This window comes from Bradyrhizobium sp. Kon69, from assembly GCF_055807515.1.
In genome coordinates this window covers 88,105-102,902 of the sequence record NZ_JBVVOS010000024.1, presented here as the reverse complement: position 1 = coordinate 102,902, position 14,798 = coordinate 88,105, and the positions used below count along the sequence as shown (strand labels likewise).

Below are 14,798 nucleotides of genomic sequence, written 5' to 3'. Positions count from 1 at the left end.
CGCGTTTGACTCATGTGACGTCGCATCGCGCGTGATGAAAAGTTTTCGATGCGCACGTTTCAGGCAAGCTTCGGCAAATAATGTCACCGTTCGACAGATCGAACCGAACGGAGCATTCTCGCATGTTGTCCGATGGACAAGCTCGTCCCAACGCGACCGCCGATGTTTCCGCAGCGGCGAAACCTGCTGCGGAGACGCGCGATGCCAGAGACAATGCGGCACCGACGGCCAAGCCTTTTGCAAATACCAAAGCTGCTGTGAACACCAAGCCTGCTGCGAACACCAAGCCTGCGTCGGCAGCAGCGAGCGATGAAACTCTGGCGAAAGAGGCGCTCGAGGGTCTCAAGCGTATTCGCGCCAAGGCGCGCCTCGACAAGATGGCAATCTCCAAGCCTACGCCGATCGTGATCAAGCCGGCCGTGATCGTGGCCAAACCGCCGCCGCCGCGTCCGACATGGGTCGCGCCGCTCGCGACATTGGCGGTCGCTGCGATCCTGGTCGTCTGTGCCTGCACCGGCGTGATCGCCTATTTCGCCATGCAGCCCGCCCAGACCAACGTCGCGGCCAATACTGAGATCAGGAATCTGCGCGAGACCGTGGCGCAACTGCGCAGGCAGGTGTCGGGCGTGTCCGACAATCTCGACGGCCTGCGCACCGCGGTCGATCAATCGAGCAAGGCGACCAATGACCGTTTTGGCCGGTTTGGCGAAAATCTGGATCGCATCGAACGGGTGAGCTCGTCCTCTACGGTGAAGCTCGACAAGCTTGCCCAGGTGCAGGCCCAGGCTCCGGCGCCCGTCGCCTCGCAGCCAATGCCGATGATGGCCTCGGCCGCGACGCCCGAGGTCACGGGATCGGTCGCTCCGTCCGAGCGCATTTCGGCGCCGCGCAAGTCGATCAAGGGCTGGTCGGTCCGCCAGGCCTATGAGGGGATTGCGATCCTGCAAGGCCCGAACGGCGTCGTCGAGGCGGTGTTGGGACAGCAGGTGCCCGGCCTTGGCCGTATCGAGGAGATCAAAAACGAGAACGGACGTCTGGTGGTCGAGTCCAGCGGGGGCGTCATCTATTCGTCACGCAAGGCCACGCCTTGATCGAGGGCCGCTTCTATTTGCGGTGATGCTCGAAGCTGGTGCATAGCAGATCGACCTCCGCCTCCGCGATCGGCGCCCGAAACAGGCGGCAGCTGAACTCGGCCGTCGTCCTGTTGTCCGTGGTGGTGCGATCTTCGCGGAGGAAGATGCATCGCTTGCAGACGTCGGTATGGTGCCGCTGTTCGGCTGCGTCCGACTGATCCAGCACGTGGCGGAGCGCGTCGCGGAAGCTGACCTTCGCCTCGCCCTCGAGCACGGCGATGGCCTCGACGAGGACGTTGACGGGGTCGCGCACCAGGAACTTCTTGCCCTGTTGTGTCACGCTCAGCATCACCGACCGCTTGTCCTGGGCCGAGCGCTTTCGCTCGAGATATCCGAGCCGCTCCAGCTCGCCGATGATGAACGAGGCGGTGCCTCGCGTAGTGCCGACGTAACTCGCGAGCGCCGACGGCGTCCTGGAAAACCGGTTGGCGCGGGAAAGGAAACGTAGCGCCATCCACTCGCGGTCACGCAAGCCGTGCTTCGTGCCTTCGAACCACAAGATCCGGGCGACCTGTTCCAGCAGTTCGATCGATTCGCGAGCCAAGTTCATTTCAATTCCAGGTCGGTAAAGCTTAAATTCAATTGAGCTTTTGGTAGCGCAATCCGGGCGGCTGATAATGAGGATCCCCAAAGAGGTGGAACCTTCCGGTGGTGGAACTAGAGCGTCGCGAAGAAAGTTCGAGTAAATCGCCCGGCTCAACTCTTCTGAAAATTTCAGTCAAATGACCGCGGTGTACGCGCAAATACCAATGGCGTGGGATGTGCGTGCAACATGATGTGTCGTTACGACCACCGCAAAGCCCATTTATTGCGTGATGCGCTTCGAATCGCGCGAGCAGGCGGATCGGCCGCAACTCGGGCCGGCGGAAAGGGGGCGCGAGGAACCACCGTTTGCGGTTAATGGATGTTGCGTTGCAATGCGGCCAGGCGGTTAAATCGAAATAGGATCGAGCCCGGGAATGCCAGAGTGTCGTCCGTGATCGAGCAAGTGAAGCCGTTCAGCGTCAAGCGCGCAGCATTGGCCGCCACCGTCGGCAACATGCTCGAGTTCTACGACTTCATCACCTACAGCTTCTTCGCCATCCAGATCGGCCATACCTTCTTCCCGACGGGAAGCGAGTACGGCAGCCTGATGCTGTCGCTGGCGACTTTCGGCGCCGGCTTCGTGACGCGGCCGATCGGCGGAATCGTGCTTGGGATCTATTCCGACCGGATCGGCCGGCGGCCTGCCATGCTGCTGAGCTTTGCGCTCATGGGGCTATCGATCCTGACCATCGCGCTCACGCCGTCCTATCAATCGATCGGCCTTGCCGCGCCCATCATCGTGATCGCGGCGCGTATGGCGCAAGGCTTTGCCCTGGGCGGGGAGGTTGGACCGACCACCGCCTATCTGATCGAGATCGCCCCGCCCCAGCATCGCGCGCTGGTGGTGGCCTGGCAGCCGGCGAGCCAGGAGATCGCCGCGACCGCGGGCGCGCTCGTCGGCGTCATCCTGAGCCGGACGATGGCGCCGGAGATGCTCGACGCCTATGGCTGGCGGGTGGCGTTTCTGATCGGGGCGGTGTGCCTGCCGTTCGGCTTCTGGATGCGCCGGACGCTGCCCGAGACAATCCCGCAGGCCGAAGCCGGTGCCCGCACCGTCGAGCACACCAGTCATCTTTCGCAGGCGAGACGGCACCTTGGCATCATCGGACTTGCGTTGATGATCCTGGCAAGCGGCACGATCTCGACCTACGTCACCCAATATATGACGACCTATGCGCAGAATACGCTGCATGTGTCGTCGACACTGGCTTTCGCCGTGTCGCTGGTCAGCAACGGCATCCAGTTCGTCGGTGCGCTGGTCGGGGGCTGGCTGGCGGATCGTCTCGGTCGCAAGCCGGTGATGATCTGGCCGCAGCTCGCAACGCTGCTGCTGACCTACCCGACCTTCCTGTGGATCGTCCATGCGCCCGGCGCGTTGTCGCTCCTGGTCGGTTTCGGTGTCCTGTCCGTCATCGGCTCGCTGCCGTTCACCGCGTTCTACGCGACCTTCACCGAGGCGCTGCCCCAGAACATCCGCGGCGGCGTGTTCGCGACCGTCTATGCGGTCGCGATCGCGAGCTTCGGCGGGACGGCGCAGCTCGTGGTCACCTGGCTCCTCCACGTCACCGGCAATCCGCTGGCGCCGGCCTGGTACCTGCTGCTTGCGGCGATCGTCGGACTTGGCGCAATGAGCCTCATGCCCGAGACTGCGCCGGTGAAACAGCGTCAGATCTGAAAACAAGGCCTGAAAGCGCCGCGCTCGCAGGCTGGTGATTTGCGTTTCACCGGCAATTATTGGCGAATGCGCGCCTGAAGGATCACGGCAGGAAGGACGAACCGATGAGTATCGAGACCACCATGACATCCGACGTCGTCGGGCTGACCAAGATCGCCCCTGTCTCGCGCCGCGGATTCATGAGCGCGACTGCGGCCGTCGCCGCCGGCTACACGCTTGCGGCCGGGCCCGTGCGCGCCGAGGCGATCACGACCGACACCAGCGGCCTCCAGACCGGGGACGCCAAGATCAAGGTCGGCTCCGAACAGATGCCTGCGTATTTTGCCCGGCCCGCCGGCAACGCCAAGGCGCCGGTGATCATCGTGGCGATGGAGATTTTCGGCCTGCACGAATACATCAAGGACGTGACGCGGCGCCTTGGCAAGCTCGGCGCGTTCGCGATCGCACCCGACTACTATTTCCGTAAGGGCGTCGATTTGACCAAGGTCGCCGAGATCAAGGACCTGCTGCCGATCGTCAATGCCAAGCCGGACGCCGAGCTGCTGTCCGATCTCGACGCGACCGTGGCGTGGGCGGGATCGCAAGGCGGCGACACCGGTAAGCTCGGCATCATCGGCTTCTGCCGCGGCGGACGCACCGTCTGGGAATATGCCGCTCACAGCGGCAGCCTCAAGGCCGGCGTCGCCTTCTACGGTCCGCCGGTCGATCCAGCCAATCCGCTGTGGCCGAAAAGCCCGATGCAGCTCGCGCCCGAGATGAAGGCACCGGTGCTCGGCCTCTATGGGGGCGCCGATACCGGCATTCCCGTCGCCCAGGTCGAGCAGCTCAAGACAGCCTTGGAGCAGAACAAGAAGACGGCCGAATTCAAGATCTATCCGGAAGCGCCGCACGGGTTCCATGCCGACTACCGCGGCAGCTACCGCAAGGACGCCGCAGAAGATGCCTGGAAGCAGGCCCAGGCCTGGTTCAAGAAGTATGGCGTGTTGAGCTGACGCTGATTTTAGAAGGGCGGCCCGAGCGGCCGCCCTTTTTATTCCAAGGCGCCGATCTCACTTCACCATCGCGCCATAGACGATATCCTGCACCTGCTCGCGATAATATTTCCGCAGCTCGCCCGGCGCGGCCGTTCCCACCACCACCACGAGACGCTCCTTGGGGTCGCAGAAGAATTGCGTTCCGTACGCGCCATTCCAGGTGAACTCGCCGGGATTGCCGGGGACTGACGACAATCCCTCGCTGGTGCGGACCGCGACCGAGAGGCCGAAGCCGAATCCCGCGCGATGCGGCTCGATGTTCGCCACGTTGTTCTTGATCTCGGGGCCGAGGTGATTGGTCGTCATGTGATGCACGGTCCTGGGACCGAGGATGCGCTGGCCGTCAAGATCGCCGCCGTTGAGCAGCATCTGTCCGAAGCGGATGTAGTCGCCGACGGTCGCGAACGAGCAGGCGCCGCCACAGTCGAATTTTGTCGGCGTGTCCAAAAGCTTGATGGCTTGCGGCTTGCCGGTCAGCGGATCGTTGGCGAACGGGCGGGCGAGGCGAGGGCGCTGTGCGTCGGTCGGGTGGAAGGTCGCGTCCTTCATCTCGAGCGGCTGCCAGACGTTGGCGGCGAGATAGTCGCCGAGCTTCTGCTCGCTGACCTTCTCAACGACGGCGCCGAGCACGTCGATCGAGAAACCGTATTCGAACTCGGTCGAGGGTTGATGCGCCAGCGGCAGCTTTGTGATGCGATCGATGAAGGCCTGAGTGTCGCCTTCGATCGCCGGAGCTGTGCCTTCCGGATATTGCCGTGCCACCGGGCTCGCGCTGTCTGGGCGGCCGCCATACATCAGGCCGGACGTGTGTCGGTACAGGTCGTGAATGAAGATCGGTGACGCCTGCGGCTCGAGCTTCAACGAACCGTCGGCCTGCTGAACGCCGACCTTCATGTCGGCAAATCCGGGATAATAGTCGGACAGCTTGGCCTGGAGCGGCAGCTTGCCCTGCTCCATCAATGTCAGGCCCGCGACCGCCGCCATCGGCTTGGTCATCGAGGCCAATGCGAAGATCGCGTCAACAGGCATCGGTGTGCCCTTGTCCGGATCCAGCATGCCATAGGCCTTGTAGTGCACGAGCTTGCCGTCCCGCGCGACCGCAACGACCGCGCCGGGGACGCGCTTGGCGGCGATCTCGCGCGCGAAGAAATTGTCGAGCCGTGCAAAGCCTTGTTTCGAGAAGCTGGCGTCGTCTGGACTAGCTTCGGGCAACGGCGCGGCGCGTGCTGCACCGAACGTGATGACGGCAGCCGCCGCCGCGACCATGGCGATCGTCTTCATTGTATCCTCCCAAGCGCGGGCTCGTTATGCAGTGGCCCGCTCAGTGGTTAGATCACGACCGCACCGGCGCGAAGTCAAGCGCGGGCAGGGCATGTCTGGGACGCTGGGAATGCCGCAACCCTATCGTCCTCCCCCGTGCCACAACGCATCCAGGGCGTGGCGGTAGGTCGGATAAGCAAGCGTGACGCCGAGCTCGCGCTTCAATTTCGCGTTGGAGACACGGGCGCTGCTGGCATAGAAGCTGCGCGCCATCTCCGACATCCCGGCGGTCTCGAACGCTTCTTCGGGTGGCGGAGCAACGTTCATCAGCTTCGCCGCGTAAGCGATCACGTCCTGCGGCGGCGCCGGCTCGTCGTCACAGACGTTCCAGATGCCCCCGTTCGGGTGATGAATCGCGGCCATGATCGCGCTCGCGATGTCGTCGACGTGGATGCGGTTGAACACCTGTCCCGGCTTGATGATGCGCCGGGCCGTTCCAGCGCGCAGCGTCACCAGCGCGTTACGGCCGGGGCCATAGATACCCGCAAGCCGCAGGATCGCGGCGTCGCCATCGGTCGTGCCGGTCCAAGCCTGCTCCGCCGCCAACCGCATGCGCGTGCGGTCGAGGCCGGCCTGCGGCGGCGTGCTCTCGTCGACCCAGCCGCCGGCGTGATCACCATATACGCCGATCGTGGACAAATAGACGATCTTGCGGTCGCCGCCCGCCGCCAGCAGGCCGGAGAAGGCCGCGATGGCAGGATCGCCGCTACTGCCGGGCGGGATCGAGACGAGAAGGACATCCGCGTCTCTCATGCGTTCGACCGTCTCGCGTGCCGGACTGCTGCCGGAGAAAGCGTGCACCTCGACGCCGGTGAGGTCGCCCCGCTGCGCGGGATCGCGCACCGTGCCGGCGATATGCGAGAAGCGGCCACCGAACAGGCGGACGAAGTGCCGGGCACTGTAGCCGAGACCAAGGATAAAGAGCCGCATACATCTTCCTTGCAGGTCGGAGTTCCCGTTCGCGCCGCAGCGCGTCCTCCGCTCATAAGAGATTTTTGGGTCCGGCAAAAGATATTGCGATTTGTCCTGCCCGCCTGTGCAGGCGATGGTCGCTCATCGGAGGGACGCATCGATCATGCAGGCAGAAGCGCCCGCCATAATGCCATCTGACGCGGCTGAGCTGGTCCGCTGCGCCGCCGCGCTGATCTTCGATGTCGACGGCACCTTGGCTGAGACCGAAGAGCTGCATCGGCAGGCCTTCAACCATGCCTTCGCCTGCCACGGTCTCGATTGGCAATGGGACCGGGCCGTCTACAAGGACCTGCTGCGGGTCACGGGCGGCAAGGAACGGATCCGCGCCCACCATGAAAGGCTGAGGATTGCCGCGCCATTATCGGATGTGGACATCGCGGAACTCCACCGCATCAAGACCGCGCATTATGCCGAACTGGTCGAAACCGGCTGCTGCCCCTTACGGCCCGGGGTGACGGATCTGCTCGCTGCTGCCAAGGCGCGCGGCCAGCGGCTCGCGATCGCGACGACCACGTCGCACGCCAACATCGACGCGCTGCTGTCGCGGGCGCTGGGAACGGGCTGGGCCGCGGATTTTGATGCGATCGTCGCCGGGGATGACGTGCGGCACAAAAAGCCTGCGCCGGATGTCTATGTCGAGATCCTGGCGCGGCTGAAGCTCAACGCGTCCGACTGCGTCGCGATCGAGGATTCCGCCAACGGCCTGATCGCAGCCTCAGGCGCGAACATTCCCGTGCTCATCACCAGAAGCATGTTCTTCCGGGATGATGATTTTAGCCAGGCGCGGGTCGTGCTGGATGATCTGTCCGGGCTCGGGTGAGGCGCCAAAAAACTGAAAAACAACCCCATGCACAGTAGAATGTGCCTGCGGGCCGGGCGCCCTCAATGGACGCGGTGGCTCGCTCTATCGTCCTCAGCTTGCTCAACAATCTGGGCGATCGGGCTCGACTGATGGTGCACCAGGCGCCAGTCGTCGCCGACGCGCCGAAAATGGTTGGCGGCGGCCAATGCCGTGCCGTCGACGATCTCGATGCAGAGCACGCGCGCGCTGTCGCCGTCGACGATGGCCTGGGGTTCCGCGCAAACGATCTGCGGCCGTTCCGGACTCTGCAGGATGTCGCGCCAGCTTCCGATCACCGTGGTCCGGCCGATGATGGCCGGCCAGCCGGGGTGAATGCAGGAAATGGCGTCATCGTCCGCCCACATCCGCTCCATTTCGTCGAAATCGCCGGTCGAAAAGGCGGCGTAGAACGCTGCGTTCGCGGCGATCACCTTGGTGTCCTTTGCCATGCCTCTCGGGTGGGGCAATGACAGGCAAAAATCAAGCGCGACTTCAGTCGACTTTCCGTTCGATCTGGACCGCAATGCAGCATTGCTGCCCGTTTTGTGGTCACGCCGAGACCAGCGTCTCCACCGCCCGCCGCGCGCCATCCTTGTAGAGTCGGCCGAGCGCCGCGGTCACGGCCTCGCGCAGGCGCGGCTCCGCGCCCAGCGGCCCGAACACTTTTCCGACGCCGAGCAGCGCGGGCGCCAACCGTTCGGCGACGGGACCTGCCTCGCGCGCCAAATCGGCGAACTCGGCGGCGAGCGGATCGCGCACGTCGATGGTGCGGCCCTTCTCGTCGAGGCCGGTGACGTAGCGCATCCAGCCGGCCACCGCGAGCGCATGCGTCGCGATCGGCAGGTTCCTGGCGAGACGATCCTGGATCGCGCCGAGCAGGCGCTGCGGCAGCTTTTGCGAGCCATCCATCGCGATCTGCCAGGTGCGGTGATGCAGTGCCGGATTGGCGAAGCGCTTGAGCAGCGAGGCGCGATAGGCGGCCAGGTCTGCGCCTGATGGCATCGTCAGCGTCACCGCGGCCTCTTCCATCACCTGCGCGGCGAGGCGCGCGAAATGCGGATCCTGCATGGTGTCGGCGATGGTCTCGTAGCCGGCGAGATGGCCGAGATAGGCCAGCGCCGAATGGCTGGCGTTGAGCAGCCGCAGCTTCATCAACTCGAACGGCTTGACGTCGTTCACCAGTTCGACCCCGGCGGCGGCAAGATCGGGCCGGCCGGCCGTAAAGCGATCCTCGACCACCCATTGCGTGAACGGCTCGGTCATGACGGGCCATGCGTCGCGCAAACCGAGCGCTGATGAAACCGCATCGCGGTCACCATCCGTCGTCTCCGGCACGATGCGGTCGACCATGGTCGAGGGGAAGGCCGCCGTATCCGCGATCCACTTGCCGAGATCCTTCGAGCGCAGCGCGGCGAATTGCGTCACGATCCGCTGCACGGTGTGGCCGTTGGCGGCGAGGTTGTCGCAGCTCAGCACGGTGAAGGGAGCGGCGCCCAGCGCCCGCCGGCGCGCCAGCGCTGCCACGATGAAACCGGGTGCCGAACGCGGCGCGTCGAAATTGTTGAGATCGTGCACGACATCAGGGTGCCGCTCGTCGAGATCGCCGGTCTGCGGCGTGTGGCAATAGCCCTTCTCGGTGACGGTGAGGGAAACGATGCGAATGGCGGGATCGGCCATTCGCTCGACCAATCGTGCCGGGCTCTCGCGCGCGACCACACTGTCGAGTAGCGCACCGATGATGCGGTGTTCGGTGGCTTCGGCCGCACGGACCGTGACCGTATAGAGATGATCCTGCGGGGCGAGGGCGTCGCGTGTGTCGGGGCTGCGCAGGCTAGCGCCGACGATGCCCCATGATGTGGCGCCGGCGGCAAGGCAATCATCGATGACGACGGCCTGGTGGGCGCGATGAAACGCGCCAAGGCCGAGATGCACGATGCCGGAGGTGACGCGCGAACGGTCGTAGGCCGGGCGGCGGATACCTGGTGGCAGCCGATCGAGATTGGCGCGGCCAAGGCGCGTTGGATCAAGGCGCATGGTCGTCTCTCCCCTTGTTTGGCCGCTGCTTGACATGACGCCTGTCCTCGGTCAATGCTGCGGTCAATTGGTAAGACCAATTTCACAAAATTGGCGGGCCGCGGGCAGCGAGAGCTGCCGGCATGACCCTTTCGGGAGGACCAGCGTGCCGCTAGAAGCTGTGGAGGCGAGACGGCTTTATCGCCAGGTAGCCGATCAATTGCGAAGCCTGATCGACAGCGGCGAGTACGCGGTCGGCAGCCGCTTGCCGACCGAGCGCGAACTCGCCGAGCAGCTCAAGATTTCCAGGCCGACGGTGCGCGAAGCCTTGATCGCGCTGGAAGTCGAGGGCCGTCTCCGCATCCGCGTCGGTTCCGGCATCTATGTGATCGAGCCCGCGGCGGTTGCGGCGACCGCGCCTGCTTCCGTCATCGAGGGCCCGTTCGAGCTGCTGCGCGCCCGCGAGTTCCTGGAAAGTGCCATCGCCGAAGAAGCCGCGCGCGTGGCGACGAAGGACGACGTTGCCCGCATCGATGCGTCCCTTGTGGCGATGGAGAATGTAGAACACCCCGGCGAAGCCTCGATGGTCCACGACCGCGCGTTCCACGTCGCGATCGCCGGAAGCCTCGGCAATGCCGTTCTGGTCCGTGTGGTCGGCGAGTTGTTCGACCAGCGCCTCAATCCCTATTTCGCGCAGCTTGCGCATTATTTCGAGAGCCCGGGCACGTGGCGCACTGCGCTCGACGAGCATCGCGCGGTGCGCGACGCGATCGCGGCACACGATCCTGAAGCGGCTCGCGACGCGATGCGCGATCATCTCGCGCGATCGCAGGAGCGCTTTGCGCAGAACTTCGGCGCCGAGAAAGCGGCAGCACCGTCTTCCGGGCGCACCGGGCGATCGACGGCAAAGCCGTCAAAACCGGAACGTGCGCCGAAGAAGAAGCGAGCTGCGAGCAGCAGCGCGCGACATCAATGACATTGTGCAGCCCGCACCCGCGTTGGGGGCGGGCTGACAAGAAGCCGATTTAAAAGAAGCAGACTTGAAAAATGGAGGAAAGTCAGTGTTGAAAAAGATGACAATGGTGCTGGCGGTCTCGGCCGCGGCGATGATTGCTACGACTGGCGCCGGCATGGCGCAGACCAAGCTCAAATGGGCCCATGTCTACGAGACCTCGGAGCCGTTCCACACCGCGTCGGTCTGGGCCGCGCAGGAGATCGGCAAGCGCACCAACGGGCGCTATGCGATCGATGTCTATCCGGCCTCGCAGCTCGGCAAGGAGGCCGACATCAACCAGGGCCTTTCCCTTGGTTCGGTCGACATCATCATCTCCGGCTCGAGCTTCGCGGCCAAGAGCTTTCCGCCGATCGGCGTGACCTATTATCCCTACACCTTCCGCGATGCCGATCATCTGCTCGCCTACACCAAGAGCGACATCTTCAAGGAGCTCACCAATGGTTATGAGGACAAGAGCGGCCACCACATCCTCGCGGTGACCTATTACGGCGTGCGTCAGACCTCGTCGAACAAACCGATCAAGACCTGTGCCGATCTCAAGGGCCTGAAGATGCGCGTGCCCGACGTTCCCGCCTATCTGGCGATGCCGCGCGCCTGCGGCGCCAACACCGCGCCGATCGCGTTCGCCGAAGTCTATCTGGCGCTCCAGAACGGCACCGTCGAGGCCCAGGAGAACCCGCTGACCACGATCGAGGCCAAGAAGTTCTACGAGGTGCAGAAGCACATCGTGCTAACCGGCCACATCGTCGACCACCTCAACACGGTGGTGGCCGGTGCGCTCTGGAAGAAGCTCAGCGACGAGGACAAGAAGATCTTCACCGACGTAGCGCAGGAAGCCGCCGCCAAGGCGACCGCGGAGATCAAGCAGAACGAGGCCAAGCTGGTCGCCTTCTTCAAGGAGAAGGGCCTGACCGTCACCGAGGTCGACAAGAACGAGTTCCGCGACACCGTTCTGAAGAACGTCGCGTTCGAGACGTTCGGCTACCGCAAGGCCGACTGGGAACGGATCCAGGCGGTGAAGTGACGACGTAGTCGTCATCCCGGAGCGGTCCGCAGGACCGAACCTCAGGTGCGCAATTGCGCACCTGAGAATCTCGAGATTCCGCGTTTGGTGCTGACGCACCATCCCGGAACGACGTGACCAGTTTGAGGAGCAACCATGTCCACCGCCGAAACGCACCGGCAGATCACCGCGGACGAGATCGCCCACACCTTCGAGGAAGAGGCGACACCCAAGGTCGATCTCGGCATCTACGCTTTCGAGGACTGGGTCGCGCTGGCGATCTTCTGGGTGATGGCGCTCGCGGTCTTCCTCCAGTTCTTCACCCGCTACGTGCTCAACGACAGCTACGCCTGGACCGAGGAGATCGCGACTTACTGCCTGATCGGCGTGGTCTTCATCGGCTCCTCGATGTGCGTGCGGCTGTCGCGGCACATCCAGGTCGATCTGCTCTATCGCTATCTGCCGCACCTCGTGGCGCGCGCATTGTCGACGGTGATCGACCTGATCCGGATCGCCTTCTTCGGCTACGCCATCAAGCTGGTCTGGGTCTACATCCAGATCATCGGCGACGAGTCCATGACCACGATCAATCTTCCCAAGGACTACGTCTACTATTCGGTGCTGCTCGGCTTCGTGCTGATGTTCGTGCGCTCGCTGCAGGTGGCTGTGCAACATTTGCGACAGGGCTATTCGATCCTCGAACGTCCCGGCGCCTACGACGGTTTTGAAGGGTAATTTCATGCTGCTGTTGCTTGGAGGCTTTCTCGTCCTGATGCTGCTCGGCGTTCCCGTGGCGATCGCCATGGCCGCGTCGTCGCTGCTCTACATCCTGGTCAGCGGCGTGACGCCCGACGTCACGCTGGCGCAGCGCATGATCGCCGGCGTCGAGAGCTTTCCGTTGCTCGCCGTGCCGTTCTTCATCCTGGCCGGCAATCTCATGAACATCGCCGGCGTCACCGGGCGCATCTACAAGTTCGCCGTCGCGCTGGTCGGCTGGATGCGCGGCGGTCTCGGCCACGTCAACATCATCGGCTCGGTGATCTTCTCCGGCATGTCCGGCACCGCGATCGCGGATGCTGCCGGTCTCGGTACCATCGAGATCAAGGCGATGAAGGACCACCGCTACTCCACGGAATTCTCCGTCGGCGTCACCGCGGCGTCCGCCACGCTCGGGCCCATCATCCCGCCGTCGCTGCCTTTCGTGATCTACGGCATGATGGCGAACGTCTCGATCGGCGCGTTGTTTCTGGGGGGCGTCATTCCAGGCGTCGTGCTGACGCTGCTGATGATGGCTACCGTCACCTACTTCGCGCACAAGAACAAATGGGGCAGCGATACGCCGTTCTCCTGGCCGCAATTGGGATCGGCGGGGCTCGAGATCCTCGTCGTACTGAGCTTCCCGATGGCCGTCTGGCTTCTGACGGTCGCCGGTCTCTCCACCAATTGGGCAGTTGGGCTTGGTCTGGTCGTGCTGCTCGCGATGGACTGGTACTTCGACTTCTCCGCGGTGATGGCGCTGATGGCGCCGGTGATCCTGATCGGCGGCATGACGCTCGGCTGGTTCACCCCGACGGAAGCGGCGGTCGCTGCCGTGATCTGGTCGCTGTTCCTGGGCCTCGTGCGCTATCGCACCATGACGATGAAAACGGTCGCGAAAGCGACGTTCGACACCATCGAGACCACGGCGTCGGTGCTGTTCATCGTCACGGCGGCCTCGATCTTCGCTTGGCTGCTGACGGTGTCGCAGGCAGCCCAGATGCTGTCGGACTGGATGCTCAGCATCACCCACAACAAATGGGTGTTCCTGGCGCTCGCCAACGTCCTGATCCTGTTCGTCGGCTGCTTCATCGACACCACGGCCGCGATCACCATTCTGGTGCCGATCCTGCTGCCCATCGTGCTCAAGCTCGGAATCGACCCGATCCATTTCGGTCTGATCATGACGCTGAACCTGATGATCGGCCTGTTGCATCCGCCGCTCGGCATGGTGCTGTTCGTGCTCGCGCGCGTCGCAAAGCTCTCGGTCGAGCGCACGACGGTGGCGATCCTGCCCTGGCTGGTGCCACTGATGCTCGCGCTGATCGCGATCACCTACATCCCCGAACTGACCCTCTGGCTGCCAAAATACATGGGACTTTCCAAATGACTTCCACAGCTCTCGCCGCAACCCTGTTCGGCCCCGAAGACCTGCGCATGGTCGAGCATCCGCTCGACAAGCTCGCTGAAGGCATGGTGCGCCTCCGTTTCGGCGCCGGCGGCATCTGCGGCTCGGACATGCATTATTTCCGTCATGCCCGAACCGGCGATTTCGTGGTGAAATCGCCGCTGGTGCTCGGCCACGAGATCTCCGGCGAGGTCGTGGAGATCGCGGGCTCCGCGGCGAATCTGAAGGTCGGCGACCGCGTTGCCGTCAACCCGTCGCGCTGGTGCGGCCATTGCGGCGCCTGCCGCCAAGGCCGGCAAAACCTCTGCGAAAATATCTACTTCATGGGCTCGGCCTCGAAGACTCCGCACATGCAGGGCGGCTTCGCTAATTACTTCGACGCGATTCCGGCGCAGTGCGTGAAGATCCCCGATCATGTGTCCTATCAGGCTGCGGCGCTGGCCGAGCCGCTCGCGGTCTGCCTGCACGCGGTCGCGCGTGCCGGCAACATCGAAGGCAAGCGCGGCATCATTTTCGGTGCCGGTCCGATCGGGCTTCTGACCATGCTCGCCGCGCGCCGCGCCGGCATGACCGACATCACGGTGGCCGACATCGCGCCGGCGCCGCTGGCCTTTGCGACCCGGCTCGGCGCCTCTCACGTCGAGAATGTCGCAGCCGGCGAGGAAGGCCTGAAGGCGCAGGCCGCGTCGCGCCCCTACGATGTCGCTTTCGAAGTCTCGGGCACGGCTGCAGGCCTTGCCAGTGCGATCGGTATCGTCAGGCGCGGTGGCGTTGTCGTACAGATCGGCAATTTGCCGGGTGGCCAGATTCCAGTGCCCGCCAATGCGGTGATGGCCAAGGAGATCGATTTGCGCGGCTCGTTCCGCTTCGGGCTCGAGTTCATGACGGCGGTGGAGCTGATTGCGGACGGCAGCGTCGACGTGCTGTCGCTGGTCACCGCCGAGCGGCCGCTGTCCACCGCGCCGGACGCGCTGCGGCTGGCGCTCGACCGCTCGCAGAGCGTCAAGGTCGTGCTGACCGCGAACTGATCCGGGAGATTTTTT

Annotated in this window: 14 protein-coding genes; 9 read left to right on the top strand and 5 right to left on the bottom strand. The window is 64.1% G+C overall.

The window, feature by feature from the left end:
* Nucleotides 1–122 precede the first annotated feature (122 nt).
* Nucleotides 123–1,091, top strand: a complete 969-nt coding sequence (locus AC0L3U_RS28535) for a hypothetical protein (protein WP_473294920.1) — start codon at nt 123–125, stop codon at nt 1,089–1,091.
* A 13-nt stretch (nt 1,092–1,104) separates the two neighbouring features.
* On the opposite strand, the gene AC0L3U_RS28530 is transcribed toward AC0L3U_RS28535, so the two are convergent.
* Nucleotides 1,105–1,683: a MarR family winged helix-turn-helix transcriptional regulator gene (locus tag AC0L3U_RS28530; protein WP_473364061.1), complete on the bottom strand. Its 579-nt coding sequence runs from the start codon at nt 1,681–1,683 to the stop codon at nt 1,105–1,107.
* A gap of 426 nt (nt 1,684–2,109) precedes the next feature.
* Between AC0L3U_RS28530 and AC0L3U_RS28525 the strand changes: the two genes are divergently transcribed.
* Both AC0L3U_RS28525 and AC0L3U_RS28520 read left to right on the top strand, forming a co-directional pair.
* The gene (locus tag AC0L3U_RS28525; protein WP_473364085.1) at nt 2,110–3,393 is read left to right on the top strand and encodes an MFS transporter; all 1,284 of its coding nucleotides are present in this window, start codon (nt 2,110–2,112) and stop codon (nt 3,391–3,393) included.
* A gap of 104 nt (nt 3,394–3,497) precedes the next feature.
* Nucleotides 3,498–4,385 (top strand): dienelactone hydrolase family protein, encoded by an 888-nt coding sequence (locus AC0L3U_RS28520; protein WP_473364060.1) that lies wholly within the window; start codon nt 3,498–3,500, stop codon nt 4,383–4,385.
* A gap of 57 nt (nt 4,386–4,442) precedes the next feature.
* Here AC0L3U_RS28520 and AC0L3U_RS28515 read toward each other — a convergent pair whose 3' ends face one another.
* Both AC0L3U_RS28515 and AC0L3U_RS28510 read right to left on the bottom strand, forming a co-directional pair.
* On the bottom strand, nt 4,443–5,708 hold the full coding sequence (locus AC0L3U_RS28515) for a serine hydrolase domain-containing protein (protein ID WP_473364059.1): 1,266 nt from the start codon (nt 5,706–5,708) through the stop codon (nt 4,443–4,445).
* Nucleotides 5,709–5,828: 120 nt separating this feature from the next.
* The gene (locus tag AC0L3U_RS28510) at nt 5,829–6,677 is read right to left on the bottom strand and encodes an SDR family oxidoreductase (protein ID WP_473364058.1); all 849 of its coding nucleotides are present in this window, start codon (nt 6,675–6,677) and stop codon (nt 5,829–5,831) included.
* A gap of 115 nt (nt 6,678–6,792) precedes the next feature.
* On the opposite strand from AC0L3U_RS28510, the gene AC0L3U_RS28505 reads away from it, so the two are divergent.
* Entirely contained in the window at nt 6,793–7,539 is a 747-nt protein-coding gene (locus AC0L3U_RS28505) for an HAD family hydrolase (protein ID WP_473364084.1), read from the top strand.
* Nucleotides 7,540–7,601: 62 nt separating this feature from the next.
* Here the strand turns inward: AC0L3U_RS28505 and AC0L3U_RS28500 are convergent, their stop codons facing one another.
* A complete protein-coding gene (locus AC0L3U_RS28500) occupies nt 7,602–8,009 on the bottom strand; it encodes a nuclear transport factor 2 family protein (protein ID WP_473364057.1) in 408 nt (135 codons plus the stop codon).
* Nucleotides 8,010–8,109: 100 nt separating this feature from the next.
* Complete coding sequence (locus AC0L3U_RS28495; RefSeq protein WP_473364056.1) at nt 8,110–9,594, bottom strand: mannitol dehydrogenase family protein; 1,485 nt, start codon at nt 9,592–9,594, stop codon at nt 8,110–8,112.
* Nucleotides 9,595–9,739: 145 nt separating this feature from the next.
* Between AC0L3U_RS28495 and AC0L3U_RS28490 the strand changes: the two genes are divergently transcribed.
* From AC0L3U_RS28490 to AC0L3U_RS28470, 5 genes are all read left to right on the top strand, one after another.
* Nucleotides 9,740–10,549, top strand: coding sequence for a FadR/GntR family transcriptional regulator (locus AC0L3U_RS28490; RefSeq protein WP_473364055.1), 810 nt, complete (start codon nt 9,740–9,742; stop codon nt 10,547–10,549).
* 103 nt (nt 10,550–10,652) lie between these two features.
* Nucleotides 10,653–11,612, top strand: coding sequence for a sialic acid TRAP transporter substrate-binding protein SiaP (locus tag AC0L3U_RS28485; protein ID WP_473364083.1), 960 nt, complete (start codon nt 10,653–10,655; stop codon nt 11,610–11,612).
* A gap of 135 nt (nt 11,613–11,747) precedes the next feature.
* The gene (locus AC0L3U_RS28480; protein ID WP_473364054.1) at nt 11,748–12,326 is read left to right on the top strand and encodes a TRAP transporter small permease; all 579 of its coding nucleotides are present in this window, start codon (nt 11,748–11,750) and stop codon (nt 12,324–12,326) included.
* Nucleotides 12,327–12,330: 4 nt separating this feature from the next.
* Complete coding sequence (locus AC0L3U_RS28475; RefSeq protein ID WP_473364053.1) at nt 12,331–13,737, top strand: TRAP transporter large permease; 1,407 nt, start codon at nt 12,331–12,333, stop codon at nt 13,735–13,737.
* Nucleotides 13,734–14,783, top strand: a complete 1,050-nt coding sequence (locus AC0L3U_RS28470; protein WP_473364052.1) for an L-idonate 5-dehydrogenase — start codon at nt 13,734–13,736, stop codon at nt 14,781–14,783. The genes AC0L3U_RS28475 and AC0L3U_RS28470 overlap by 4 nt, the downstream gene beginning before the upstream one ends.
* Nucleotides 14,784–14,798: the final 15 nt, after the last annotated feature.

Coding starts and splice junctions, on each gene's coding strand:
- AC0L3U_RS28520 (WP_473364060.1), top strand. CDS start 3,498: ATGAGTATCGAGACCACCATGACATCCGACGTCGTCGGGCTGACCAAG.
- AC0L3U_RS28480 (WP_473364054.1), top strand. CDS start 11,748: ATGTCCACCGCCGAAACGCACCGGCAGATCACCGCGGACGAGATCGCC.
- AC0L3U_RS28475 (WP_473364053.1), top strand. CDS start 12,331: ATGCTGCTGTTGCTTGGAGGCTTTCTCGTCCTGATGCTGCTCGGCGTT.
- AC0L3U_RS28470 (WP_473364052.1), top strand. CDS start 13,734: ATGACTTCCACAGCTCTCGCCGCAACCCTGTTCGGCCCCGAAGACCTG.
- AC0L3U_RS28510 (WP_473364058.1), bottom strand. CDS start 6,677: ATGCGGCTCTTTATCCTTGGTCTCGGCTACAGTGCCCGGCACTTCGTC.
- AC0L3U_RS28535 (WP_473294920.1), top strand. CDS start 123: ATGTTGTCCGATGGACAAGCTCGTCCCAACGCGACCGCCGATGTTTCC.
- AC0L3U_RS28515 (WP_473364059.1), bottom strand. CDS start 5,708: ATGAAGACGATCGCCATGGTCGCGGCGGCGGCTGCCGTCATCACGTTC.
- AC0L3U_RS28495 (WP_473364056.1), bottom strand. CDS start 9,594: ATGCGCCTTGATCCAACGCGCCTTGGCCGCGCCAATCTCGATCGGCTG.
- AC0L3U_RS28530 (WP_473364061.1), bottom strand. CDS start 1,683: ATGAACTTGGCTCGCGAATCGATCGAACTGCTGGAACAGGTCGCCCGG.
- AC0L3U_RS28500 (WP_473364057.1), bottom strand. CDS start 8,009: ATGGCAAAGGACACCAAGGTGATCGCCGCGAACGCAGCGTTCTACGCC.
- AC0L3U_RS28485 (WP_473364083.1), top strand. CDS start 10,653: ATGGTGCTGGCGGTCTCGGCCGCGGCGATGATTGCTACGACTGGCGCC.
- AC0L3U_RS28505 (WP_473364084.1), top strand. CDS start 6,793: ATGGTCGCTCATCGGAGGGACGCATCGATCATGCAGGCAGAAGCGCCC.